The organism is Pelobacter seleniigenes DSM 18267, assembly GCF_000711225.1.
GTDB lineage: Bacteria > Desulfobacterota > Desulfuromonadia > Desulfuromonadales > Geopsychrobacteraceae > Seleniibacterium > Seleniibacterium seleniigenes.
In genome coordinates this window covers 435,948-459,916 of record NZ_JOMG01000004.1, presented here as the reverse complement: position 1 = coordinate 459,916, position 23,969 = coordinate 435,948, and the positions used below count along the sequence as shown (strand labels likewise).

Annotated in this window: 23 protein-coding genes; 6 read left to right on the top strand and 17 right to left on the bottom strand. The window is 48.0% G+C overall.

Going from position 1 to position 23,969, the window contains the following annotated elements; translation table 11 throughout:
• Window positions 1-175: 175 nt before the first annotated feature.
• From N909_RS0119060 to rimI, 4 genes are all read right to left on the bottom strand, one after another.
• Complete coding sequence (locus N909_RS0119060; RefSeq protein ID WP_029917730.1) at window positions 176-2,821, bottom strand: CBS domain-containing protein; 2,646 nt, start codon at window positions 2,819-2,821, stop codon at window positions 176-178.
• Window positions 2,822-2,884: 63 nt separating this feature from the next.
• Window positions 2,885-3,826, bottom strand: a complete 942-nt coding sequence (locus tag N909_RS0119055) for a dihydroorotate dehydrogenase (RefSeq protein ID WP_029917729.1) — start codon at window positions 3,824-3,826, stop codon at window positions 2,885-2,887.
• Window positions 3,813-4,667 (bottom strand): dihydroorotate dehydrogenase electron transfer subunit, encoded by an 855-nt coding sequence (locus N909_RS0119050; RefSeq protein WP_029917728.1) that lies wholly within the window; start codon window positions 4,665-4,667, stop codon window positions 3,813-3,815. The genes N909_RS0119055 and N909_RS0119050 overlap by 14 nt, the downstream gene beginning before the upstream one ends.
• A complete protein-coding gene (rimI, locus tag N909_RS0119045; protein WP_162179141.1) occupies window positions 4,668-5,150 on the bottom strand; it encodes a ribosomal protein S18-alanine N-acetyltransferase in 483 nt (160 codons plus the stop codon).
• Window positions 5,151-5,652: 502 nt separating this feature from the next.
• Between rimI and purM the strand changes: the two genes are divergently transcribed.
• From purM to rpmB, 4 genes are all read left to right on the top strand, one after another.
• Window positions 5,653-6,696: a phosphoribosylformylglycinamidine cyclo-ligase gene (purM, locus tag N909_RS0119040; RefSeq protein ID WP_029917726.1), complete on the top strand. Its 1,044-nt coding sequence runs from the start codon at window positions 5,653-5,655 to the stop codon at window positions 6,694-6,696.
• 22 nt (window positions 6,697-6,718) lie between these two features.
• On the top strand, window positions 6,719-7,381 hold the full coding sequence (gene purN, locus N909_RS0119035) for a phosphoribosylglycinamide formyltransferase (protein ID WP_029917725.1): 663 nt from the start codon (window positions 6,719-6,721) through the stop codon (window positions 7,379-7,381).
• 3 nt (window positions 7,382-7,384) lie between these two features.
• Complete coding sequence (locus N909_RS0119030) at window positions 7,385-7,849, top strand: 2-thiouracil desulfurase family protein (RefSeq protein WP_029917724.1); 465 nt, start codon at window positions 7,385-7,387, stop codon at window positions 7,847-7,849.
• Between the two features lie 68 nt (window positions 7,850-7,917).
• On the top strand, window positions 7,918-8,109 hold the full coding sequence (rpmB, locus tag N909_RS0119025; RefSeq protein WP_029917723.1) for a 50S ribosomal protein L28: 192 nt from the start codon (window positions 7,918-7,920) through the stop codon (window positions 8,107-8,109).
• A gap of 77 nt (window positions 8,110-8,186) precedes the next feature.
• Here the strand turns inward: rpmB and N909_RS0119020 are convergent, their stop codons facing one another.
• The 8 genes from N909_RS0119020 to N909_RS0118980 all read right to left on the bottom strand — a co-directional run bounded on the left by N909_RS0119020 (window position 8,187) and on the right by N909_RS0118980 (window position 15,274).
• Window positions 8,187-8,576, bottom strand: coding sequence for a RidA family protein (locus tag N909_RS0119020; RefSeq protein ID WP_029917722.1), 390 nt, complete (start codon window positions 8,574-8,576; stop codon window positions 8,187-8,189).
• A 70-nt stretch (window positions 8,577-8,646) separates the two neighbouring features.
• The gene (locus N909_RS0119015; protein WP_029917721.1) at window positions 8,647-10,803 is read right to left on the bottom strand and encodes a RelA/SpoT family protein; all 2,157 of its coding nucleotides are present in this window, start codon (window positions 10,801-10,803) and stop codon (window positions 8,647-8,649) included.
• 108 nt (window positions 10,804-10,911) lie between these two features.
• Complete coding sequence (gene rpoZ / locus N909_RS0119010) at window positions 10,912-11,118, bottom strand: DNA-directed RNA polymerase subunit omega (RefSeq protein WP_029917720.1); 207 nt, start codon at window positions 11,116-11,118, stop codon at window positions 10,912-10,914.
• Window positions 11,119-11,130: 12 nt separating this feature from the next.
• Entirely contained in the window at window positions 11,131-11,754 is a 624-nt protein-coding gene (gmk, locus tag N909_RS0119005; RefSeq protein ID WP_029917719.1) for a guanylate kinase, read from the bottom strand.
• On the bottom strand, window positions 11,747-12,622 hold the full coding sequence (locus N909_RS0119000) for a YicC/YloC family endoribonuclease (RefSeq protein WP_029917718.1): 876 nt from the start codon (window positions 12,620-12,622) through the stop codon (window positions 11,747-11,749). The genes gmk and N909_RS0119000 overlap by 8 nt, the downstream gene beginning before the upstream one ends.
• A gap of 216 nt (window positions 12,623-12,838) precedes the next feature.
• Window positions 12,839-13,846 (bottom strand): NAD-dependent epimerase, encoded by a 1,008-nt coding sequence (locus N909_RS0118990; RefSeq protein WP_029917717.1) that lies wholly within the window; start codon window positions 13,844-13,846, stop codon window positions 12,839-12,841.
• Window positions 13,847-13,956: 110 nt separating this feature from the next.
• Entirely contained in the window at window positions 13,957-14,232 is a 276-nt protein-coding gene (locus N909_RS0118985) for a ComEA family DNA-binding protein (protein WP_211253999.1), read from the bottom strand.
• A gap of 145 nt (window positions 14,233-14,377) precedes the next feature.
• Complete coding sequence (locus N909_RS0118980; protein WP_084167825.1) at window positions 14,378-15,274, bottom strand: lysophospholipid acyltransferase family protein; 897 nt, start codon at window positions 15,272-15,274, stop codon at window positions 14,378-14,380.
• A 332-nt stretch (window positions 15,275-15,606) separates the two neighbouring features.
• Between N909_RS0118980 and N909_RS0118975 the strand changes: the two genes are divergently transcribed.
• Complete coding sequence (locus N909_RS0118975; protein WP_211253998.1) at window positions 15,607-16,566, top strand: hypothetical protein; 960 nt, start codon at window positions 15,607-15,609, stop codon at window positions 16,564-16,566.
• Between the two features lie 39 nt (window positions 16,567-16,605).
• Window positions 16,606-17,628, top strand: coding sequence for an ELM1/GtrOC1 family putative glycosyltransferase (locus N909_RS0118970; protein ID WP_029917713.1), 1,023 nt, complete (start codon window positions 16,606-16,608; stop codon window positions 17,626-17,628).
• A gap of 142 nt (window positions 17,629-17,770) precedes the next feature.
• Here N909_RS0118970 and N909_RS25390 read toward each other — a convergent pair whose 3' ends face one another.
• The 5 genes from N909_RS25390 to N909_RS24900 form a co-directional block, all read right to left on the bottom strand.
• Window positions 17,771-19,285, bottom strand: coding sequence for a putative nucleotide-diphospho-sugar transferase (locus N909_RS25390; RefSeq protein ID WP_051689964.1), 1,515 nt, complete (start codon window positions 19,283-19,285; stop codon window positions 17,771-17,773).
• Window positions 19,286-19,491: 206 nt separating this feature from the next.
• Complete coding sequence (locus N909_RS0118960; RefSeq protein ID WP_155006012.1) at window positions 19,492-19,776, bottom strand: hypothetical protein; 285 nt, start codon at window positions 19,774-19,776, stop codon at window positions 19,492-19,494.
• Between the two features lie 201 nt (window positions 19,777-19,977).
• The gene (locus N909_RS0118955) at window positions 19,978-21,216 is read right to left on the bottom strand and encodes a hypothetical protein (protein WP_029917710.1); all 1,239 of its coding nucleotides are present in this window, start codon (window positions 21,214-21,216) and stop codon (window positions 19,978-19,980) included.
• An 18-nt stretch (window positions 21,217-21,234) separates the two neighbouring features.
• A complete protein-coding gene (locus N909_RS0118950; protein WP_051689963.1) occupies window positions 21,235-22,326 on the bottom strand; it encodes a glycosyltransferase in 1,092 nt (363 codons plus the stop codon).
• 52 nt (window positions 22,327-22,378) lie between these two features.
• A complete protein-coding gene (locus tag N909_RS24900) occupies window positions 22,379-23,950 on the bottom strand; it encodes a glycosyltransferase family 2 protein (RefSeq protein ID WP_051689962.1) in 1,572 nt (523 codons plus the stop codon).
• Window positions 23,951-23,969: the final 19 nt, after the last annotated feature.

The following is a 23,969-nucleotide window of genomic DNA, read 5'->3' as shown; positions in this document are numbered from 1 at the left end:
CGATCGGTCAACAAAACAGGCCGCTCGGCACGAGCAAGCTGTTGAGAATCAGCATGTTGGGCCCATGGAAGAGCGATCAAAATCAATAGTGACGCTCTAACGTATTGATATGGGAAAAATCGCCTTATCCACACCTCGCTTGAAAAAATCCAGGGATGGACTTTTCAACAGCCCACTAGGGCGGAAAGTTTTTCAAGGCCAGCTCGATCTCTTCCTGTTTACTGGTGACATCCATATTCAGGCGAGCGTCCAGCACCACCCTGAAAATATCCTGAAAATAGGGTCCCGGCTGCAGCCCAAGATTAATCAGATCCTGGCCGGTCAACGCAATTTTGACATTACGCAACCGGGTCACATACAGGGAAATCCATTTTTGCAGAACGTCATCCTCAGCTGAAGCCATTAAAAAAAGTATCAACTCCAGCGGCAGGCCTTCGAACCAGTGAAAGATATCGCTATTCGTTGGAGGGGCCTGCTTCGCCTTCCAAAACTTCAATTTTTTCAACAACACCAAGCTGCGCGATCTTTTTTCAAGAAAGAGGTCCTGATCGCGCGGATGAACGTTCAGCCAACGGATGATTCCGCTGACCGTTTTTTCCGATTGCTGGCCGAACAGACAGAGGAGATAGAGCAGCCAACGCCGATAGGATTCACCGGTATAGAGCAAATCGAACCAGTTTGCCGCCCGCCCCGCGGCAATCAGCAACTTTCTGCTGGGCACATCTATTTTAAGGCGACGGTCGATAAATTTCAGCAGCTCAAATTGTTCCAGCCGCTCAAGGGCCGGGAGGATATGCGCTTCGCTGAGAATCTGTTCAAGCTCATTGAGAATCCTGGCGCCACCGACCCTCTTCACCAGGTTCATGCGTACCGCGCTCCTCATCAGTCGTTCGGTCTGCCGGCCAATCCGAAAGCCAAGGCGCTGCTCAAAACGAACCGCGCGGAAGAGTCGGGTGGGATCTTCAACAAAGCTCAGGTTATGCAGAACCCGGATCGCCTTATCTTTCAGGTCGCGCTGGCCACCGAAAAAATCGAGCATTTGCCCGAAATTTTCGCGATTCAAAGCGATCGTCAAGGTATTGATGGTGAAATCACGGCGATACAGATCCTGCCTGATGGAGGCATGCTCCACATGAGGGAGAGCCGCAGGGCTGTCATAGTATTCAAGCCGGGCCGAAGCGATATCAACCTTGAATCCGTCCGGAAAAATCACCACTGCGGTGCCGAATTTTTCATGTTCCCGGATCCGACAGCCGACCGTTGCGGCAAACTGGCGGGCAAAACCGATCCCGTTGCCCTCGACAACGACATCGATATCCAGATTTTCCTGCCGCAGCAGCAGATCCCGCACACAGCCGCCGACCAAAAACACCTTAACCTGCTGCCGATCGGCAACCTCTCCGAGCTGGTGAAGGATGTTCTTAATATAATTCGGCAGCTGTGCCTCAAGAAGGCGTTTCAGGTTTTTCCGTTTCAACTGCAGGCTGCGCTGAGTCAGGATTCCGGTCGGACCCTCCAGTCGCTCCTGCTGGTCCCCCAACATATGGCGCAACAGATCCGTTCGAGTCACCACACCGACCAACATTTCGCCATCCACCACCGGGACACAGCGCTGATTGTGCTCAATGATCCCCTGCTGCAATTCGGCCAGAGAGGCTGAAGAACTGACGGCTTTAAAGTCGCTGTTCATGACATCGCCAACAGTCATTCTGGCCAATTTGTGATGAGCCGCTTTTTCAACAATCTGCCTGGTGATAATGCCGACAACATGGTGCCGGTCATCAACAATCGGCACAGCATTAAAATTAAAGCGCGCCATCAACTGCCGGGCCTTGTCGATACTGGCAACTTCCGGCAAGGTCTTGACCGGGCTCGACATCAGCTCCCCGGCAGTTCCGGATGGCTGGACATGCTTTTGCAATAACGCCTGCAGGTGATCCAACAGCTGCGCCAGCGGCATATCCCGTACCGTCGCCGAAGCGGCAAAAGCATGGCCACCACCGCCAAGCTCCTGAAAAACCTCGCCGACGTGCACTTCGGGCAAACGCGACCGGCCGACCGTAAAGATCCTGTCTTCCATGCGCACCGCCACGATCAGCACATCCAGGTTTTCAATATCTTTCAGTTTATGAACCAGGCTGGAAATATCGCCGACATAATAATCGACTGAGGCATGAGAAATCGCAATTTCAACACCGTTGACAATCACCGTTCGACAGGAATTCAAGAGTTCGTTCAGTAACGCGACCTGTTCCGGGGTCATTTCCCGGACCAGGAAATCAGCGACAGTGTTCAGATTTGCACCGTGCTCAAGCAGAAAAGCGGCCGCCTCAAAATCGGCCGGCGTGGTTCCGGAAAACAATAGATGCCCGGTATCCTCAAAAATACCGAGCATCATCATGGTTGCTTCATCAGAATCGGGGACGATCCCGCGTTCTTTAAATATGCGGGTGAGGATAGTGGTCGTGGCGCCGACATCATGAATCTCTTCCAGTGAACCGCGCAGAGCGTGTTTGTCAACCGGATGGTGATCGTAGATGTGAATGTCAAGACCGGGTCTATCAACGATATCTGCAAACAGGCCGATCCGAGTCGTACTGCGGACGTCAACCAAAATCAGCCGGGTCACCTCCGCCAGGTCGATATCCTTGCTCCGCTTAATATTGTAGGCATAGAGTGTACTCTGCAGCAAAAAATTGCGCAGCCCCTGCTCCTGCCCACCGGGAAACACCAGCACCGCATCAGGATAGAGTCTTTTGGCGGCAATCATGGAACCGAGGCAATCAAAATCAGCATTGACATGAGTCGCTATAACGTCCATGAGTTCGCTTAAAAAACCCGCAGCAGAAGGCTGACAGTGACCGTGTTGCCCGGCAAATGACTCCTATTCGACCTGTAATGTCCCGATAAGTTCATTGATATCCTCAACCCCTTCCTGCAGACAAAAATCCTCAAGGTCCCGGATGATGGTCGCCATCACATTCGGATCCACAAAATTCGCGGTCCCGACCTGCACCGCCGTGGCACCAACAATCAAAAACTCCAGGGCATCGACCGCCCGGGAAACCCCCCCAACCCCGATGACCGGCAGGTCGACGGCCTGCACCACCTGATGAACCAACCGCACTGCAATCGGCCGGATAGCTGGCCCGGAGAGCCCACCGATCGTATTGGCCAGGGCCGGCCGGCGTTTTTTGACATCCACAGCCATGCCGGTCAGGGTATTGATCAGGCTCAAGGCATCGGCGCCGGCATCTTCGGCGGCTTTGGCCGTAACCCGGATATCCGTCACGTTCGGCGTCAGCTTTACAATCAGCGGCTTGCTGGTCCGTTTCCGTACCACCGAAATAACATCATAAGCGGCCTGCGCTTCGGTCCCGAAGACGATTCCGCCGTGTTTGACATTGGGACAGGAAATATTCATTTCCAACCCGGCCACACCCGGCAGATCATCAAGACGGGCAGCCACTTCGCCGTATTCTTCCTGGGTGTTGCCGAAGAAATTGACGATCACCGGCGTATTGAATTGCTCCAGGAAGGGCATTTTATGTTTGATAAAGACATCGACACCGACATTCTGCAAACCGATGGCGTTAAGCATGCCGCTGACCGTCTCACAGATACGGGGAGTCTTGTTGCCGGCCTTGGGCTGCAGAGACAGCCCTTTGGTCACGATCGCCCCCAGTTCGTTCAAATCGAGATAGGGAGCATATTCCTCGCCATACCCGAAAGTCCCGGACGCAGGCATGATCGGGTTCTTCAACCGGATTCCGGCAACATCAACCGCCAGGTTCGGCCGCTCAAGCCGCTCTTTACGCTTGATCATGGTGACCCTCCTCAACTTCAGCGTCCTCGCTCCAGTCAAGCTGAGCAGATTTGAAAACCGGCCCGGTTTTGCAGGTACACAAATAACTGGGGGTCTCTTCGCTGTGTCCGGCTCCTTTGACGACGCACCCCAAACAAGCTCCGACCCCGCAGGCCATAAGGGCCTCCAGTGAAACCTGCAGTGAGGTTTCATATTGCTGACAAATTTTCTGCACCGCCTTGATCATGGGCATCGGACCACAGGCAAACACCGAATTCTTGCCCGCCCCGGCCAATTTACTTTCCAGAACCTGAGTCACCAGGCCACGCTCACCAAGACTGCCGTCTTCAGTGGAAACATAGGTTTCAACGCCGAGCCGTTCAAACTCAGTGACAGTAATGATGTCATCCCGGGTTCGCCCGCCCATCAATAAGCGGACTTTGGACTTGGCAACCAGTTCCTCGGCGAGCATATAAAGAGGGACCAGGCCGATACCGCCACCGACCAGTATCTTTTCTTCTTCCGGCGGTCCGGGATCAAACCCTTTACCCAGGGGTCCCAGCAGTTCAACGGCATCTCCCTGATGCAAACCCTGCATGATTTCGGTTCCACCGCCGACGACCTTGTAAATAATCTCGATAAATTCTTTCGGCGGCATCGCTTCACAGTCAGCAGGCATGAATCCGGTCCTGAAAATGCCGAACGGGCGCCGCAGCAGCGGCGGCAGCGAACGCTGAACCCGAAACATGACAAACTGCCCCGGTCTGGCCAATTTGGTATAATCCGGCGCCAGAATCCGCATCCGGTAGTACCCCGGCGATATCTCCTGATTGGAGAGGATAATTGTTTTATGGTTTTTCATTCATTTCTCCAGATTTTTTTCTTGGACCGACAATTCTTTTACCATGATGACGGCATCCTCGCCGTCACGATAATACCCGCGCCGTACCCCGGCAGAAGCGAATCCGCAACCTTGATAGAGATTGATTGCCGGCTGATTGCCGGCCCTCACTTCCAGCCAGGCGGTTGTCGCGGACGCGGCACACCGTTTGAAAGCCGCGCTCAACAGGCGACCGGCAAATCCGCGGCGCTGCCAGGCAGTAGCGGTCGCAAGATTGAGAATCTGCACTTCACCCGCAACCAACCAATAACATAAATATGCACAAATACGACCACAGATCGCGAGACAGAGAAAGGTTGCAACAGGATTGAGAAGCTCCTGATACAGCATCTGCTCGGTCCAGGGCTGAGCGTAACAATCTTGCTCGATAGCTACGATAGCGTCAAGATCAGCAGTGGTCGCCTCCCGAATGAGTATGTTTTTTTCCTGTAATGGATTGCGCAACTTTATTTGTTTTCGTGCTATATAATACAGTTAATGAACGATGCTGGAAATCTTGCAGGAAAATATCATAAATAACAGCATAGAGATACACCGAATGAAACCCTGCACGGCAATGTGGCGAACCCGCTCAAGCGGCCCCTGACAGGTTGTGGGTCACCAGCCAGCGGAACCTTGGCGGGAGCTAAAAGCCGTTGACAGATTGTAAAGTCATCACTTTTGTTGGGTCCAAAAAAACCAATCCTTCGCCCTTACTTAAAAAACCCGGGAGGATCGTTTTCAACAACCCGCAAACAATGATCGAATTCAAGCCATTGACCGCAACAAATGGCCCGCAATATAAACGATTACTTCAAGGATAACACCGAGCATTGCCCAGCTCAGGTAAATTGCCTGCCCAGTTAAGGGATGAACTGGATGCATGGATTAATCATCTTGCATTGACAAAGGGCGGCTGGCAATGATCTAATGTCGGGCTATTTTTATTTGGCAAGGAGAGTCAGAAGTGAGTAGTAAAAATCCGATAACTTACAAGGATGCGGGGGTCGACATTGCCGCCGGCAACCATTTCGTCAACCTGATCAAACCGCTGGTCAAAAAAACCTCCCGCCCGGAAGTATTGACCGACATCGGCGGGTTCGGCGGCCTGTTCTCGCTGAACAGCAATAAATACCAACGGCCAGTCCTGGTTGCCGCTACCGATGGAGTCGGGACCAAACTCAAACTGGCTTTTTTGCTGGAGAAACATGACACCGTCGGCATCGACCTGGTGGCCATGTGTGTCAACGATATCATCGTGCAAGGGGCAGAACCCTTATTTTTTCTGGACTATCTGGCCACGGCAAAGCTTGAACCGGAAAAAGCGGTTGAGATCCTGAAAGGCATCGCCGAAGGCTGCAAACAAGCCAATTGTGCCCTGCTTGGCGGCGAAACTGCAGAAATGCCAGGCATGTACGCCGGCGAAGAATATGATCTGGCCGGCTTTTCGGTCGGTGTTGTCGACAACGACAAAATCATCGACGGATCGACCATTACCAAAGGCGACCAGATTATTGGCATTGCCTCCAGCGGCCTGCATTCGAATGGCTTTTCCCTGGCCCGTAAAATCTTCCTCGAAACCCTCAAGTTGGACCTGACGGCAACCCCGGCAGGCCTGGACAAACCCCTCGGGGACATCCTACTGGAACCGACCAGGATTTACGTCAAAAGCATTCTGAATCTGTTGCGCGATTTCAATATCAAAGGAATTGCCCATATAACCGGCGGTGGCTTACTGGAAAACATTCCCCGCATCCTTCCCAAACATTGCAAAGCAGTCATTGAGAAAGACAGCTGGAGCAAACCGGCCATTTTTGAGATGCTTCGTGAAGGGGGCAATATTCCAGAGCATGAAATGTACCGGACGTTCAACTACGGCATCGGCATGATTCTGGTGGTTCCAGGTAAGGATTGCGAAGATATCATCGGCCGCTTGGCCGGTCTCGGCGATCAGGCCCAGGTCATCGGCGAAATTGTCCCTGCCGAAGAACCGGTTGTCGAACTTATCTGACGCTCCAAAAAAGGAAGCCGACATGCCTAAACTTCGTATCGCCGTGCTTGCCTCCGGGAGTGGCTCGAACCTGCAAGCCATTATTGACCGTTCCGTCGCAGGCGGACTGGACGCTGAAATCGTTCTGGTCATCAGCAATAATCCTGATGCGGGAGCCTTGACCAGAGCGAAACAGGCCGGCATCAGACAGATGTGCATCGATCATCGGCAGTTCGCTTCGCGGAGCGAGTTCGACCGGGCCGTCGTTGCGGAATTACAGGCCGCAGGTGCGGAACTTATTGTTCTGGCCGGATTTATGCGGATTATTTCCGATATTTTTCTGGCAGCCTTCCCGGACCGCATTATCAATATTCATCCGGCTTTGCTGCCGGCTTTTCCGGGGCTGCACGTCCATCGTAAAGCGCTTGATTACGGGGCACGTTTTTCCGGCTGTACGGTACATTTTGTCGATGGCGGCGTAGATACCGGGCCCATCATCATCCAGGCCGCAGTACCGATTCTGGAAGCTGATACGGAAGACTCCCTGGCGGCCAGAATTCTTGAGCAGGAACATAAAATCTATCCACAGGCGATCCAGTGGTTTGCTGAAGGGCGAATCAGTATCGAGGAGCGCAGGGTCAAGGTTCGGGGGATTGTTCCAGCAAGCGGTGCACAAATCAGCCCGGCCCTGGAAATGGCAGAGTGACCGATGGCAGAAACAATCTTGGTCAGTGCTTGCCTGTTGGGGTTAACGACCCGCTATGACGGAAAAGCTGCAGCAAACGAAAAGGTGCTTGCCTATCTGCGCCGGAATCAGGCGATTGCGATTCCCGTCTGCCCGGAACAGTTGGCTGGCCTGCCGACCCCTCGGCCGCGCTGCTGGTTTGCCAACGGGGACGGAGCCACGCTGCTATCCGGAACCGGCCGACTCGAGAATGAAAATGGTGAGGATGTCAGCAGTTTTTTTCTGGACGGCGCCAGGCAATGCCTGACAATCGCCCAACTGGTCAGGGCCAACCGGGCCATCCTCAAGGAGCGCAGCCCTTCTTGTGGCTCGCATCAGGTCTATCTGGGCCAGGAAAAGGTTGATGGTCAAGGAGTGACCGCAGCCCTATTGAAACAGCACAATGTGGTTATTTGCAGTGATGAAGATTTTGATGAAGAAAATTTCTGAAAAAATTTGCATCACAAAAAAAAATATGCTAGTAATGCGCGTTCGAAACTTTCAGGAGGATTGAAGAGATGTCAAAACAATGTGAGATCTGCGGGAAAAAGCCCGTTACCGGAAATAATGTCAGCCATGCCCACAATAAAACCCGGACTGTCTGGAGCCCGAACCTCCAAAAAGTTCGCGCCCAGCACAATGGATCAATCCGGACCATCAAGGCCTGTACCCGTTGTATTCGTTCTGGGAAAGTGCAAAAAATCGTCTGAGATTTTCAGACCATCGATAGTTATCAGGTAAAGGGACTGCTTTTCCAAGCAGCCCCTTTATTTTTTTACTACCCCGTTCAGTGGCCGTCCAGATAGGCTACCAACTCGATCTCAACCAAGGCCCCTTTCGGCAATGCGGCGACCTGAACTGTTGCCCTGGCTGGAGCCGGATCGTTGAAAAAGCGTCCATAGACTTCATTAACCAACGCAAAATCAGCCAGATCGACCATAAAAATAGTCGTTTTCACAACAGCCTGAAATCCGGTCCCGGCAGCAGCCAATACCCCTTCCAGGTTGTTCATGACTTGGGTGGTCTGTTCCTTGATTCCGCCCGGGACGATTTCGCCGCTGATCGGATCCAGGGGAATCTGACCGGAACAAAACAGGAATTCGCCAACCCTGATCGCCTGAGAATAAGGCCCGATGGCCGCCGGCGCTTCATCAGTCTGCACTTTCATCAAATTCATAAGAACTCCTTCGTATCTCTTCTTTTGCGGGCAGCATCGACCTACTTGCTGCGCCATCAACCATCAGTCATCAGTTGCGCACCCGTTCGACCCGCTGCACGCCCTTGACTTTTTTGATCTCCCGAATGACCCGGTTCAAATGCTCCAGGTTCTCAACATCAATCTCAAACAGGTTCATACCTTTATGATCACCACGGGTGTGTACTGTGGCATTCACAATATTGGCGTCAGCTTCGCTAATGGCACTGGAAATCCCTACCAGCATGCCTTTTTGATCGGCACAGACAATCTTGATTTTAACCGGCCGGGAAGTTTTTTTCTGCATATCCCATTCGACATCGATACGTCTTTCCGGATCACTGGCCAGAACCTGGGGACAATCTTTGGTGTGAACCGTCAAACCGCGGCCCCGGGTGATAAAACCGGCAACCGGTTCTCCGGGGAGCGGGTTGCAGCAATTTGCAAAACGTACCATCACGTTGTCAACACCGCCGATCAGAATTGCGCTCTGTGATTTCCGGCGGCTGAATTTTTCCAGCACCTTCCCGAACGGGCCGGGCTTGGTTGTAGTACTTTTCAGCTCTTCCTTCGGCAAAACATGAGACAACACCTGGCCGGCGGAGAGCTTGCCGTAACCAACGGCCGCAAACAGGTCGACAGACAGCTTAAAACCCAGCCCCCGCACAGTGTCATCAAATGATTTCAGCGCCATGGCTCGTTTCAAACTATATTGATGCTTACGCAGCTCCTTTTCGAGCAAGTCCCTGCCCATTTCGATACTTTTTTCGCGTTGTTCTTCCTTAATCCATTGGCGGATTTTATTGCGCGCCTTGGAGGTTTTGGCAATGGACAGCCAGTCTTTGCTTGGAGTCTGGTTGGCGGAGGTCAGAACCTCTATGATATCGCCATTTTTCAACTCTGTTTTTAACGGGCACAGTTTGCCGTTGATGCGGGCGCCAACACAACGCCTGCCCACGTCGGTATGTACGGCAAAGGCAAAATCTATGGGCGAGGACCCGGCCGGCAGCTCCTTGACATCCCCGTTCGGGGTGAACACATAGACCTCTTCAGGAAACAGGTTTATCGATGCCGGACCACTGCCGTCCCAACCGGAGCTGACGTCTCGCTGCCATTCCAAAACCTGACGCAGCCAGTTAAAACGATGATCATCCCGCCCGGTGACCGGAACCACACCCCCTTCTTTGTATTTCCAGTGGGCAGCGACCCCTTCTTCTGCAATCCGGTGCATTTCATGGGTCCGGATCTGCACTTCCATCCGTTCGCCAAACGGACCAATGACCGTCGTATGCAAGGATTGGTACATATTGGACTTGGGCATGGCGATGTAGTCTTTAAACCGACCGGCAATCGGTTTCCAGGCCGAATGGATCAGCCCGAGGACCTCGTAGCATTCCCGTACGCTCGAAACCAGAACGCGGAAGGCGATCAAGTCGTAGATTTGATCAAGATCAACCCCGGTGCGCTCCATTTTCCGATAGACAGAATAAAAATGCTTGGAACGTCCGGAGACCTCGCCAGCCAAACCGTTTTCAGCCAGCAGGTCACAGATCTTTTGCTTGACCTCCGTAACATAGCCGCTACGCTCTTTTTTGTGGGCAGAAATCCTGCGTTTGAGGTCAGCATAGATCTCAGGCTCAAGGACCCGCAACGCAAGATCTTCCAATTCCCCTTTCAACCAGCTTATCCCCAGCCGATTGGCCAAGGGGGCATAAATTTCCAGGGTTTCCCGCGAATAATCGAGTTGTGCTTGTTCATCCCGAAACAGGATCGTCCGCATATCACTGAGCCGATCCGCCAGATAGACCAGCACCACCCGCAGATCCCGCGCCATGGCAATAAACATCTTACGGAAGCTCTCAACCTGCTGCTGATTACTTTGCCGATATGGAATGCTGCTGATTTTATTGCCGATTTCAATCAGGGAGACAACTTCTTCGCCGAATTCGGCAGAGAGTTCTTCTTTGCTGATTTGACCTGTGCCAAGGGAGTCATGAAGGAGCCCGACAACGATGGTTGTCACATCGACCTTCAAGCGAGCGAGAATGGATGCAACTTCGAAAGGGTGCTGAAGATAAGCACGCCCATCAGGTGTTTTCTGCCCCTGATGAGCCCGCGCACAGAATTCCCCGGCGCGGGCCAAGAGGTCTGAATCCACCTGAGGATAATACGTCCTCAGCTGTTCGGTAATGTCTTCAATAGTTATCATAGCTATCACCGGGAAGTATCCGGCTCAACGCTCTGAATGACTACAATAGTATATTCAACTCAGGGCCCTGAATCCGGTTTCAGGGCCGGAAAAAACAGGCTTGTTTCTTCACCGCTTGCGCATCGGTATTTCAAAGTCGATTTCGTTGGCAGCAATTTCACGTAAGGCAACAACGACTTTCTTATTGCCGGACTTGTTTTCAATCAGTGGTTCAGCGCCTTTGTAAAGTTGCTTCGACCGCTTTGCTGCAACCATAGCAAGCAGAAACCGATTGGGAATGACATCCAAACAATCTTCAACTGTAACACGTGCCATATTTTTGTCTCCTTATGAGGTAAATTTTTGTAATAAATACCGGCAACGATTCGCCCGGCTTCTTTCTGCATGAATAATCGAAATCAGCTTGGCTTTGGCGGCAGAAAAATCATCATTCACAACCAGGTAGTCATATTGCTCGGCCTGGGCAATCTCCTGCTGAGCATTTCTCAGCCGCCGCAGAATGACCTCTTCACTGTCGGTACCGCGCTCACGCAGCCGTCTTTCCAACTCATCATAATCCGGTGGCAGAATAAAAATAAACACTCCGCGCCGATAACTTTTCCGCAATTGCGCCGCGCCCTGACAATCGATATCAAGCAGCAGGTCGATCCCCTTCAGCGAAGCATCCTCAATAGTCGCGAGGGAAGTTCCATAAAGGTTTCCGTGCACCTCGGCCCACTCGGCAAGCTGATGTCTCTCAATCATCTGCCTGAAGGTGTCGGAAGGAACAAAATGATAATCGACCCCGTCCCGTTCCCCGTCCCGCCTGGGGCGTGTCGCAAACGATATAGATTGCTCCAGATCAGTAACGCTGTCAATCAATTCCCGACACAACGAGGTTTTCCCAGCGCCGGAAGGGGCTGAAACCACAAAAAGAATTCCTTTCCTGCTGGGATCCGCCTGCTTATTCAATGTTCTGCACCTGTTCACGGATTTTTTCAAGCTCAGACTTTAAGGCAACAACATGCTTGGTCAGGTTGGCATCGTTGGACTTGGATCCCATGGTGTTTGCTTCGCGATTCAACTCCTGAACCAAAAAATCCATTTGCCGACCGACCGGCTCCTGTTCCGCCATCAGAGCGTGAAACTGTGCCAAATGACTATTGAAGCGGCTGATTTCTTCGCTGATATCGCAACGATCTGCAAAAATCGCAATTTCCTGGGCTATGCGCTGCGGATCCCCGCCGTTATCCTGCAAACGGGTCAGGCGCTCCTTGAGCTTCTGCTGCCACTCAATGGGGACCAGAGGGGCACATTCTTCAATTTTCCCGAGAATGGTTGCCAGCACCTCAAGCCGCTGGGAAATATCCTGCGCCGTGGCAGCACCTTCGCAGCGCCGCGTTTCAAGCATGGCCGCCAATGCCAGATCCAAAGATTGATAGAGACAATCCAGCAAGTCGTCAGCAACCAATTCGGTTTCTTTCAAGGTCAGGACATCTTTCTGTGCAGCCAAAAATTCAAGTCCGATCTCCCCGGCCAGGCCCGTCACCGATTTCAAATGCTTGTAGGCGGCCAGATAGGCTGCCGCCAACTGTTCATCAATCACCGGCGTCATTGTTACCCGGGAGCTGTTCTCCTGGTTGATATAGACGTCAACTTTCCCTCGCTTTAAAACCGCGGCAACCCTTTTTTTTATCTCGCTTTCATAGGGAGCCAGCAATCGAGGGGCCTTGACCGTAATATCACCATAACGATGGTTTACAGCCTTAATTTCAACGGCAAACGACAATCCTTCCGCTTCGGCCTGACCACGGCCATAGCCGGTCATACTCTTTATCATAATCAACCTTTATTTATGGCCCAGTCCGGACACTATTTGCAGCATAATCAAAAATCTGTGTGCAAATCAGCTCTCCACCAAGCATTTTCAACAAAGTTTTGCATCTTAGCGATTTTACAAAAGACAAACAAGAAAAACATTTGCTCCTGTCAACTCAGAAAAGCCGGAGCCTTACCTTTATCGGTGCACAAGAAAACCGGACCGGGGTGGCAATTGTTACACCGCGTAATAATCGCGGTACCAATGCACAAAACGGGCAATGCCCTCTTCTATGGATGTGCTTGGCTTAAAGCCGACATCCGCTATCAACGCATCGACATCAGCATAGGTTGCGGGAACATCCCCCGGCTGAATTGGCAGCATGTTCTTACGAGCCTCTTTGCCGAGTTCGGATTCCAGCGCGTGAATCAAATCCATCAGCTCAACGGGATTGTTGTTGCCGATATTATACAACCGATAGGGTGCCGCACTGGTGCCAGGATCAGGATGATCGCCAGCCCAGACGGGGTTGGCCGTTGCCACCCGATCAAGAGTTCTGACCACCCCCTCGACAATATCATCGATATAGGTAAAGTCACGTCTCATTTTACCGAAATTAAACACATCGATAGGCTGATCCGCCAGAATCGCCTTGGTAAAAAGAAACAATGCCATATCCGGGCGCCCCCAGGGACCATACACCGTAAAGAAACGCAAGCCGGTCGTTGGTAGTCCATAAAGATGACTGTAGGTGTGCGCCATCAGCTCATTCGATTTTTTGCTGGCCGCATACAAGGACACCGGATGATCAACGTTATCATGGACAGAGAAAGGCATTGCGGTATTGGCACCATAGACCGAGGAAGATGAAGCATACACAAGATGCTCAACACCATTATGCCGGCAACCCTCCAAAATATTCATAAACCCTTGGATATTACTATCAATGTAGGCATAAGGGTTAATCAGAGAATAACGGACTCCGGCCTGGGCTGCCAGATTCACCACACGATCAAACTTCTCCTGCACAAACAAATCGGCCATAGCATCACGATCGGCAAGATCCATGTGCACAAAGCGAAAATTGACATCTGCATCAAGCTGCTGCAAGCGAGCATGCTTCAAAGTGACATCATAATAGTCATTCAGGTTATCCAGGCCGATCACCTGATCGCCGCGACCAAGCAGTTTCTGGGAGAGATGAAAACCGATAAATCCGGCAGCTCCGGTAACAAGTACTTTCATAGAGGATTCCTTTTTTCGCTTGCCCTGAAAAAACAAAAAAAACGGGAGAGGCTTCCCTCTCCCTATCAATATATCTGTAAAGGCGGCCCATAGGCCAACAATTAATTATGCTAATCGCTAATCGTCAACTGATCACGAAATTTTGCCAAAGTTTTTGGCCCGATTCCTTTAACATTGGTCAGTTCATCGACCGAAGCGAAAGGCTTGGACGTACGATAATCGATGATACTCTGTGCTGTTTTTTCTCCAACCCCTTTCAGGGTTACAAGTTGCTCAATGGTTGCGGTGTTGATATTGATTTTTTCAAGAGCAAAAGATGGCTGACTGGCAAAGCTCAGCAGCAAAACAAACAGCAGTCCGACAAACATTCTTCTGAAAATGTGCATGGATCCCCTCCACTTTGTAGATTTGTACAGAGAAAAGTTCTTGAGACAGGCCCCCTCTACAGCAGACAATAAACAATAACAAATCCTAACATATCCAATCAAAAGAATTAAAGTCTTTTTTCCATGACGGTACGGCTTTGCAATCTTATTTTCTCTTCCTGACCTTTTTAACCCGCCAGCGTTTATGCATCCAGAACCACTGGGTCACATCCCTCCGGATAGCCGCCTCAACAATCTCGGTCAGTAGCTGGGTATTTTGAGCAACGGCAGCCTCCCCTTCACCTTGCAGAAGCAGCATCGGCTCCGTCCATGCCTTATAACGATGATCCGGGCTACGCAAACAGAACATCGGCACCACCGGGATCTGATGTTTCATCGCCATATGGGTCATGACCGTCGATGTCATGGCCTTACGGCCAAAGAAAACAGTCTCCGTTGATCCGGGAGGTGAAATGTGCTGGTCAAGCAACACCGCAACCGCATGCCCGGCTCCTAATGATTTAAAAATCCTTCGACCGCCCTTCCGGCTATTCAATAACCGCGCTCCAAAATGAGTCCGAATCCCGGTTAGATAAGCATCAGTCAGAGGATTTTTCATCGGTCGCCCGACCATGTCACACTCAACTCCGCTGGCCGGCAGGACAAATGCCCCCGCCTCCCAAAAACCCAGATGGCCAGTCAACAGGATCACCCCGCGACCAAGCTCCAGTGCCTGGCGGAGATGATCAAACCCTTCAATCTTAAAGAATTGATCCAGCTCGTCAGGGCTGAACAGATCAAGGCGAAGCAGATCGATCCCGCTCATACCAAAATGCACAAAACATTGGCGCAGATTTCGTCTGATTTCCCGATCCGTCAACTCAGGCATGGCCTTGCTCATATTGTCATAGGCCAGACGATATCTGCCGGCCAGCAATTTCATCGCCAACTGTCCCAGCAACCGCCCCAAAACAAGCGCTGCAGAACGCGGCAAAAAACGAACCACTCCGGCGACTATCCGCAGTCCTAAATATTCAGAATAATATTTAAAAGATACTGACATTTATATTCCGAACCAATTCAGCCCAATCAACTCCGACAGCCATTTTGGGTCAGTTCGGAGCAACGGACAAAAGACAAAAGAAACCGGTCAGCATGGATTACGCGAAAAACCATGTTCACCAAACAGACGGCAATCAGAATAACAGATCATCAACTGTACAAATCGCATAAGAAATTGCTTAAAACATGAAATAATAATGCAGAATATCGCTAGCGGGACAGCTGTCGGAACCATTTGATTGCCTAGGAAAGTCCAATCTTCATTTGTGCCGGTAACTTAGCATTTTTTTTCCAAGGGAGCCTAGCAAATTATCCAATTCGCATGCAAAGCCTGTGGTAAAGTGCTCTTCTTCTGGACAGGGCGCAGACGAACGATTAAGATACACAGCATTTTGGAGTAACCCAGAGCAAAATTTATCAATTAGAAAAAGACGAGACATTTTAATCTTGGCCGGGTTAGTCAATCCCGAAAACGAGACCTCAATGGGCAGCTGTAAACAAATCTTATGCATAAAATGGGGCAAAATGTATGGCCCTGAGTATGTCAATTGTCTATACGGAATGGTTGAGCGCAATACCAGCGGTGCGTTTAAACTGTTCTGCATGACGGATGATTCCAGCGGAATCAGATCGACTGTTGAGTGCCTTCCTTTGCCACAATTGGGTTTCGAAGTTCCGCCTGGAGCTCCAGGAAAATGGCCGAAGCAGGCCCTTTGGAACCAGGACCTGTTCGGCTTGACCGGAACAGCCCTGTTTCTGGACCTGGACTCGGTTATCGTCGATTCCATTGATGGTTATTTTGAATACGGAAATCCTCAGGATGTCATTACCGCCAGAAACTGGATCAAGCCCTGGCAGCGCGGAGCACAAACCTCAGTGTTCCGCTTTCCTATCGGGGCACACTCGTACATGCTGGAAGACCTGCAAAAAAACCCCGAACTTTGTGTTAAATATCAATTTGAGCAGAATTATGTCACCCATCATCTTAAAGGTGGTGTCAAATTTTGGCCAGCCGGTTGGACCAAACACTTTCGCCGCCATTGCATGGGCCCCTGGCCGGTGCGCTATTTTCGCCCCCCTCGGAAACCAAAGGGCTGTAAAATAGTCACCTTCCCGGGCAGCCCTAAACCACCGGATGCCATTGCCGGCCGCTGGAGCGAACGCGAAGAGCATCGTCAACCGTTGGATCATTTCAAATGGGCGCTTTCGCAACCGACCAGGAAGCAACGCAGCAAACATTTACACCGCTATTTACAGCGCTGTTCATGGGTGGAAAAACATTGGCGCCCATAGATATTATCTGAGAGACTTTACGGATATGCATTTGTCATTATGAAAACAGTCTGGATCGTTAGTGAAGGTAGCCCTGGGCATGTCAGTCAATCCATTGGTTTAGCTTGTGCCCTTGATATCCTCGTACCACTGCAAACCATAACCATAACAGGCAGAGCTACGCTACGCGGCTGGGTCCGTCCGATCATACGCTGGCTTATGGGACCGCATGGTCGGCCGCTTAACGATTTTCTCCTACACCGAATTGCTGATATAAAAATCCCTTCAGATGCCCCGCTGCCAGACTTAATCGTGTCAAGTGGTGGTAAAAGTGTGTTTGTCGGTAAGACGTTGGCAGAACGCTATAAGGTGCCGTATATTTTTATTGGAGAGCGTAAACCCTATCCGGCTAGTTGGTTTCATACTGTTATAAGCCCCGCTCCAAAAGAAGCCTGCGATAATTCTATCGAGATAGAACTTATCCCCACTCCTGTCACACCGGACCTGATCGCCCAGAAGGGGACCACGGAAAAAGGGCTTTGGTGTATGATTATAGGTGGGGCATCACGCAGCCGGCGTTTTAGTGAAAATGACTGGGTCGCAATTGCGCAAGGCATGAACGAGCTCGCAATTAAAAAAAATATCCGCTGGCTGCTGACAACTTCTCGCCGGACTGGTGCAGAAACAGAAAAATTATTAAAAAAACACATCAAACCGGAAATTCTCGAGGATGCCATCTGGTGGGCAGAGCAACCACGCAGAGAACTTTATATTTTTATGGCTCGCGCAGAGTTGCTCTTTGTAACCCAGGACAGTGTAACAATGGTAACGGAAGCAGTTTCATCAGGCAAACCGGTTGTAGCGATTCAACCAAAGCGGATTCATGCACAGCCAGAGGACTTCTCCGTTATGTATTTTGAACGACTTGAAAGAAATAAACGAATTACACAGACCCAATCTTACAATTTGGGGGCGTTAGAATTAGGCGTGAATCAATATGCCCTTTTGGACCAGCTCGAATTGAATAGTATCTCCAAACAATTATTAAGCAGGCTCCCTTGGAGCGTCTCTAATGGCCTTTAAACAAATATTTCCGCGGCCACCAGCTCTAGCTCCAAATGAAGTTTAAAAAAAGTGCTTTTAATAAGCAGATCCTTCCGGAGCCATAAAATCAACTCTTAAATAGGAACGATGTAATTTCAGGAAAATTGCCCCCCCTCTTGCATCAACTCCCATCACTACCGGCATTCTCATGGATCTCCAAAATTCTGTTTTCCCTACGAACAGACCCGGAACCTAGCGGACGTTTAACCTGTCTACTTGCCTGAAGATGCTCAATAAATATTTCTCCATAAAAAGATGAGTACAATTTATCAAAAACATAACAAAAACTAGGAGGAAGCCTTTGGATATTGATCTTCCTTGTCCCTGAATTATCATTTTTTTCATAGGAAGATATTAATTCTTCCAAAACTCTCTGGTCCCACTCCAAAGGACTGCTATCCTGCGAGGCCACCCACTCTTCGAGCAGGCACATTGCTTTTTGCGTATCATTAATAAGAATCGTTCCGGACATCAGCTCCCCATTTGAATGAAAATAGACAGCTAAATCACCCTCATATTGGGACAAATACGGCCACGGATCCTTATGGATCACAGCATCTACATCAACGTAGAGAATCGGCCCTCTTAAACGTTTTCTCGCATCTAAAAGGATCTTGGATTTCATAGCACAATTTTCGACCCACTGACTCTTCTTAGGAATCACTGTTGCATCATATTTCAAACCTAGTTTTTCTATATATTTTATACATCGCTCTGCTTCATTTTTATATAAATCATCATCAGTATAAAATAAAACGATCGTGCCATAGTTAATAGTTAAGGAAGGAACAGTTATCCCATATTCATCTAGAATCTCATCCAAAGAGAGATAACCAAGAGAACAAGCTATTGCTTCAATAGCACCGCATAATTTAATTTGTCTAACAACACGAATAAGCCTTTCATCTTGTACCCATGACGGTGCATCAGAGACTATTTTCTGTTTTTTAAACTTCTCTTCAGGGATATCTAAACCAGAAAATATTTCATCAAATTTCTCCCTACCACCAGAAAAATCAAAATCTATAAAATTAGCTAACTTCGTTATTTCTTTTTCCAGGGATTCGTTTAAATTTTCATTTTTAATTTTAATAATAGCTTCATTGTTATTTTCAATTGATTTTATGCAATTATAAATAGTCGATATCCCTGGATCAGTATAGCTTTTAATATTATCCTTTAAAAAAAACCGATAGTCATATCCTTGGAAAAATTGTCCAGGTGTTGATGGATGAAATGAGGATATTAAATCGCGAGGATCTCTGACCAAACAAATAATTTTAAGACAACGAGATGAACCAAATAAAGTTGAAATTTTTTCAAACTCAATAATATCGATTTCAGAATTTGATATTATATTTTTATTTAAAATCCTCTTTGTTTCTAACGCAGAGGATCCAGAGAAAAAAAGATAATCTTTATCATCTTTAAAAATTTCTTTCATCATCTTTACAAGATGAAGCTTATCTCTTTCTGAAAACCCACAAACAATAAAATAATTTGGCCTCTTTTTTTTAAAAATATTTAAAAATTTTTGAAATTCTATAAAAAAACAATCTATCAATTGTCCCCTCAAAGTGAAAACCTGACAAGAAACCTTTTTGACTTTCTTGTTTAATTTTTTATAAAATTTCATATATGAAAATTTCCCTTAGCCATTCCTTGAGCTATTTCTCTATAACAAATTTGGATTACGTGAATATCCTGTGATTTCTAGCAGATTGCCCTGCTGAATGAATAATCGATTTTTCTTTATAATGTGTTACTAAGACGTCGAATAACTTCAACGCCAGAAAACTCAGCCAACAGGCGCAGCACAAACTTCATAAGCAGGTCGTTCGTTTACGCGAATAAAGTCTGGACAGCAAGTCCATTTCCGAAATCGTCGATCTCAGCCAAAGCCATATCACTACCATCTGCAAAAAGTACGAACGGGAAGGCCTTGAGGCCATCAAGCCAGGGCAGTGCGGCCGCCACCATGGTGATTAGGAAATCGAAATCCAGAACGATACTTACCATGCAGAGGCTTTGCTCCCAAAGGAAAACCCCGGCGCTGCGAACCAAGACCGCCAAGAGCCGAATCAATATGATCTCGTCAACCACCAATCGTAGCAAGGTACGGCTCATGCTGTATGACCGCCAAGGTGCTGATCAAATTTATATCCCGGCTGGTCAAGGATCAAGGCCATTGAACGCAAAGTGTTTCTGATTCTGGACAACCTGTGGGTTCATCACAGTAAGCTCGTCAAAGCTTGGCTGGAAGAGAACAAGGGGCATCACTTTTGTATCTAGGGTATTTTTCAGAAAAAATCTAAACAGGGCAAAAAATCAATCGCAAGGTTGTTTAGCAATTAGCGAAAGAATTTCAGATTTAACTCCATCATTTATAGCCTGCCTACTTTTCCCATAACTCGAATCAAAATAAATCATTTTGTTCTGCCATTCATTATCAAGATATACTATGCCCAGTTCTCTTAAAGTTATATTTTCAAATGCAGAAAAGCCAGGAACGAGCCCGACCTTCACAAAACCATAGACATCCCAGCCAAAGGAATCAAGATTTGCGACATAAATAACCGGACAACCTATCTTCAAAATATCGAGAATAGCAGAGGTATTTCCAGCAATGATCAAATCACAAGACTCAGCAAAGCCCTGAATTGTCTCACCCTTTGGGGAGATCTGAACATTCTCTCTCCGATATGTTTTACCGAGTGGATCACGTGGATGAAAACGGATCACAATGTTTCCTGGAGAGAATGTCTCCCAGACATGATCCAACAGGCTATTCAAATCCCGCAAAACAACTGCATAGGGCAGACAGATCCCAAATCTATTAATAGTCTTAGGCGGTGAGCGAAGTGGGGCCTCATTCCCAGGCAAACCATAAAAAACAATGCGTTTTGCTAAATCGGCTTCAATACCGATACGATCATAACTAGCCTGGCTTTTCAACAGATGCAGATCAACAGGAAATGTCGGATAGGAAATATCGGGGGTAAAGGGAGTACATGCGCCATGAAGAATAAATATACTGGGAATGCGCTCCTTTATGGCAGCAGTAATAAGAGATAACCCTCTAGGAGAAAGCAGGGCATGCGCTATAACTCCTTTTGGCTTTACCCCTTTTATCGTAAAAAAATACTGATAGGCAAGGAAATCGATAAGAAATAAAAAAAACTTCCCTCGATCTAAATCAGTTATCCTTTTATTATTACGAAAAGATTTTAACAACCGAAGTAATCTTGGTAAGAGAGGAAGAATGTAGACAAGTAATGATAGGGTTAGCAGGCTTCGTTTAAAAAAATTTTTCTTAGATTGAGTAGAGCAAAAAACTACCTCGGGAAGGATTGAATGAAGATATTCTCTTTCTCGTTTAAACGCAGGACCATTACCCTTTCCAGAAAATACTACAGCTCTAGTATTTATTTCTATAAGAGAAATATTTTTTATTGACTTTAAAAAAATCTTTTTTAGACTCTCAGGCTTCTTCTTTCCATTCAGGCGTTCTTTAAAACTATTGTGATTACGAATTGTAATCAGAGGCCGCAATAGAAGAATATTCATAATTTTCCAATCATTTTTTTATTTAAGACGAGAATTTATAAGTTTTCTAAAAAGAGCTTTGTATTGCCCAACAATCACTTCTTTAGAGAAATACTCCTGCAACTTTTCTGAACCAGCGTCCAGCATCTCCTGCAACTGAGAGTTAGGCATATCCAGTAGATACTTAATCTGATCTGCACAGGACTTCACTTCATCTATATTGAATAAAAGTCCGTTTTTTCCATTCTCTATCAACCAACGTGGACCATCGCTATTGGCGGCGATTATCGGTTTACGGGCTTGCCATGCTTCTAAAATCACATTGCCCAAGGGCTCGTAACGGCTAGGTAGTAATACGACATCGGCCATTTGTAGCAAAGCAGGTACGTCACGCCGCAATCCGAGAAAAAATACTCTTTGCGACAGATTCAGAGATTCCACCAACAATTTAAGTTGTTTTTCCAACCGCCCGGCCCCGGCAATCAACAAGCAGGTATTTTCCGGTAAGAGCGCCATCGCCTCGATCAGAGTATCCTGCGCTTTGGCGGGATGAAGACGGCCAAGAGTCAGCAAGACTCTGGCTCCAGATGGTAACTCGGGCATATCCCCTGAAGATTGTAATGCCTCCGGAAATTCCGCAAAATTTGAAATCACCTCAATACGTTGTTTGGACCAGCCCTTGGCTAGAATCTGATGCCGCAGTGTTGGCTGATTCACAACAATAAAATCACAATTCGCATAGGTTCTCTTCGAGTTTCCGTGCCCCATCCTTGCGATATGGACTGCTGAAGGATAGTGAATAATTTCTGGTGCAGTATTGTGATAACTCACAATAACCTCTGGCTGGAAATCATCAAGATAGCGTTTAATTCTCCGCCGATCATTATATTTGGCAAACAGTGACTGGACAAAACGATGAGGCGCTTTATCTGAACGGAAGTTTCCTGTCGCGAGATAGTTGATTCCCGCATTATCAAATCGTTTCAAACGGTTTGATAATGATACAGTTATTACACGCTGATCTATTTCGGGATCGTCCTGGAAAGCGTAAACCATTTTTTCAAAATAAGTTTGAGCTCCCCCCTCACCTAAAGTTAATAAAGCCTGCACTACTTTAATTTTATTTTTCATAATGATTCATCCCAAAAATACCGGCTATTACCGAAGAAAGATAACGGCCTTTCTATTGCATAAAAAGCATCACCAAGCGCTTAGGAGTTTTCAGCAACTCCAGTAAGAGATATTTATACGCGGAAAAAGTAAATGGCCGACGACTAATAACATAAGCATGTTTCTCAAAGCGGGATCGAATTTCAAGCATTGTTTTTGGGCCCTTGTACTTGCCCTTTACTCCTTTGGTAATTCCACCGTCCTGATAACGCTTGCGAATAGAAGCATTGGGGTATGCCAGTATCGGAGTTCTCTCATTCAAATCGATAAAAAAACGCCATCTATTGGATGCGCGAAAACGCTCATCCAGACGAATGCCGCTTAGCAGTGGCATAGCGAACAAGTGAGCCTTATCGCCTCGCAATTTCCCGTAAATGTAATCATCAATCCAATCGATCACTTTTATACTTTCAATGTCGCGTTGTGATGTCTTTCGCTCCCCGTAATTATTGGACATAAACCAGTCGTATTCAGGATGTTGCCTGATGACCGAAATTGAATTTTCCAAAAAGTCAGGAGCAAAGATATCATCGTCATCCAAAAAAGATACAAAATCGATTCCTCGTCCCGTCAGGTAGTCAATACCGACATTTCTGGCAGCATTAATTCCCCCATTGTGATCTTTACTGATAAAGATGAATCGGTCATCTGTATAGCTTTTTTCAATACCAGAATAATCAGCCGTTGATGCATCATTGACAATGACCGCAACCCAATGAGGATAACTTTGTGCCAACAATGACTCCAGAGCCTCCCTGAGGTCATCCGGACGGTTATATGTTGGAATGACAATGCCAAAATGCAACAACTCATTCCTGGAGGGGCGCCAGTTCTGTTTGACAAATGGAGCATGTCGCCAAACCCCATAGTGTGAGTACATGACATCTGGCGGCAACGGATCTCCATGAAACGACACCACTGCAGCCTCAACCGGAGGGACCGCTTTGCCTATTTTAGCAGTATTGATCCCCAAAAACTTATGACCTTTAGCGTGGCAGTGGCGTTTAAAAGAAACGACCTTTCCTTCGCTAAAATAGTGAAATTTTTCAATGTGGGCATTCAACCAATTCTGTTCACCAACGTCTCTATTTTTACCGTGATAACGATTAACCGCACCGTCAAAATTCTTGATCAGTTTTTCCCAGATGAAGGCATGTGAGCCGACTTTTAATCGATATACCGAGCCACTCCCTCTGGCTCCGGTTCCTGCTTTGGCATCTTTACTCCAGTTCCGTGCTATCAAAAAATCGTGTTCTGGCTGCTCGACAAGGAAATCCAGGCTCCCCACAACAACAATATCTAGATCCAGACTGACAACCCATTGACCTTGTAAACCAAGAAAATTGTCTTGAAAGGTCATGAGCTTTTGCCATATTCCGGTAACTCCGGTGACAGGCAGAAGATGAGCGACAATCCCATCCTGAAGCCCCTCAGTACAGTCAGTAATGCAATGAAAAGTATGCTCTATAGAGAGATGCCTCCGCACCATCGCAAAAAGCGTATTCACATACTCAACACCATATTTTGTTCCCCAGCGATAACAGAGGATATTCAGTTTGGGGGTGTTCTTTTTTGATGAGTTCATTCATATACCCACTTTCCAC

Excerpts from the sequence above, each read along its gene's own strand:
- N909_RS0119030 (WP_029917724.1), top strand. The coding sequence starts at position 7,385 with ATGGCAGAAACAATCTTGGTCAGTGCTTGCCTGTTGGGGTTAACGACC.
- N909_RS24900 (WP_051689962.1), bottom strand. The coding sequence starts at position 23,950 with ATGAACTCATCAAAAAAGAACACCCCCAAACTGAATATCCTCTGTTAT.
- N909_RS25390 (WP_051689964.1), bottom strand. The coding sequence starts at position 19,285 with ATGAAATTTTATAAAAAATTAAACAAGAAAGTCAAAAAGGTTTCTTGT.
- N909_RS0118950 (WP_051689963.1), bottom strand. The coding sequence starts at position 22,326 with ATGAAAAATAAAATTAAAGTAGTGCAGGCTTTATTAACTTTAGGTGAG.
- N909_RS0119050 (WP_029917728.1), bottom strand. The coding sequence starts at position 4,667 with ATGAAAAACCATAAAACAATTATCCTCTCCAATCAGGAGATATCGCCG.
- rpoZ (WP_029917720.1), bottom strand. The coding sequence starts at position 11,118 with ATGGCACGTGTTACAGTTGAAGATTGTTTGGATGTCATTCCCAATCGG.
- N909_RS0118990 (WP_029917717.1), bottom strand. The coding sequence starts at position 13,846 with ATGAAAGTACTTGTTACCGGAGCTGCCGGATTTATCGGTTTTCATCTC.
- N909_RS0119060 (WP_029917730.1), bottom strand. The coding sequence starts at position 2,821 with ATGGACGTTATAGCGACTCATGTCAATGCTGATTTTGATTGCCTCGGT.
- N909_RS0119055 (WP_029917729.1), bottom strand. The coding sequence starts at position 3,826 with ATGATCAAGCGTAAAGAGCGGCTTGAGCGGCCGAACCTGGCGGTTGAT.
- N909_RS0118985 (WP_211253999.1), bottom strand. The coding sequence starts at position 14,232 with ATGCACATTTTCAGAAGAATGTTTGTCGGACTGCTGTTTGTTTTGCTG.
- N909_RS0118955 (WP_029917710.1), bottom strand. The coding sequence starts at position 21,216 with ATGAATATTCTTCTATTGCGGCCTCTGATTACAATTCGTAATCACAAT.
- rpmB (WP_029917723.1), top strand. The coding sequence starts at position 7,918 with ATGTCAAAACAATGTGAGATCTGCGGGAAAAAGCCCGTTACCGGAAAT.
- N909_RS0118960 (WP_155006012.1), bottom strand. The coding sequence starts at position 19,776 with ATGAGCCGTACCTTGCTACGATTGGTGGTTGACGAGATCATATTGATT.
- N909_RS0118970 (WP_029917713.1), top strand. The coding sequence starts at position 16,606 with ATGAAAACAGTCTGGATCGTTAGTGAAGGTAGCCCTGGGCATGTCAGT.
- N909_RS0118980 (WP_084167825.1), bottom strand. The coding sequence starts at position 15,274 with ATGTCAGTATCTTTTAAATATTATTCTGAATATTTAGGACTGCGGATA.
- purN (WP_029917725.1), top strand. The coding sequence starts at position 6,719 with ATGCCTAAACTTCGTATCGCCGTGCTTGCCTCCGGGAGTGGCTCGAAC.
- N909_RS0119020 (WP_029917722.1), bottom strand. The coding sequence starts at position 8,576 with ATGAATTTGATGAAAGTGCAGACTGATGAAGCGCCGGCGGCCATCGGG.
- N909_RS0119015 (WP_029917721.1), bottom strand. The coding sequence starts at position 10,803 with ATGATAACTATTGAAGACATTACCGAACAGCTGAGGACGTATTATCCT.
- N909_RS0119000 (WP_029917718.1), bottom strand. The coding sequence starts at position 12,622 with ATGATAAAGAGTATGACCGGCTATGGCCGTGGTCAGGCCGAAGCGGAA.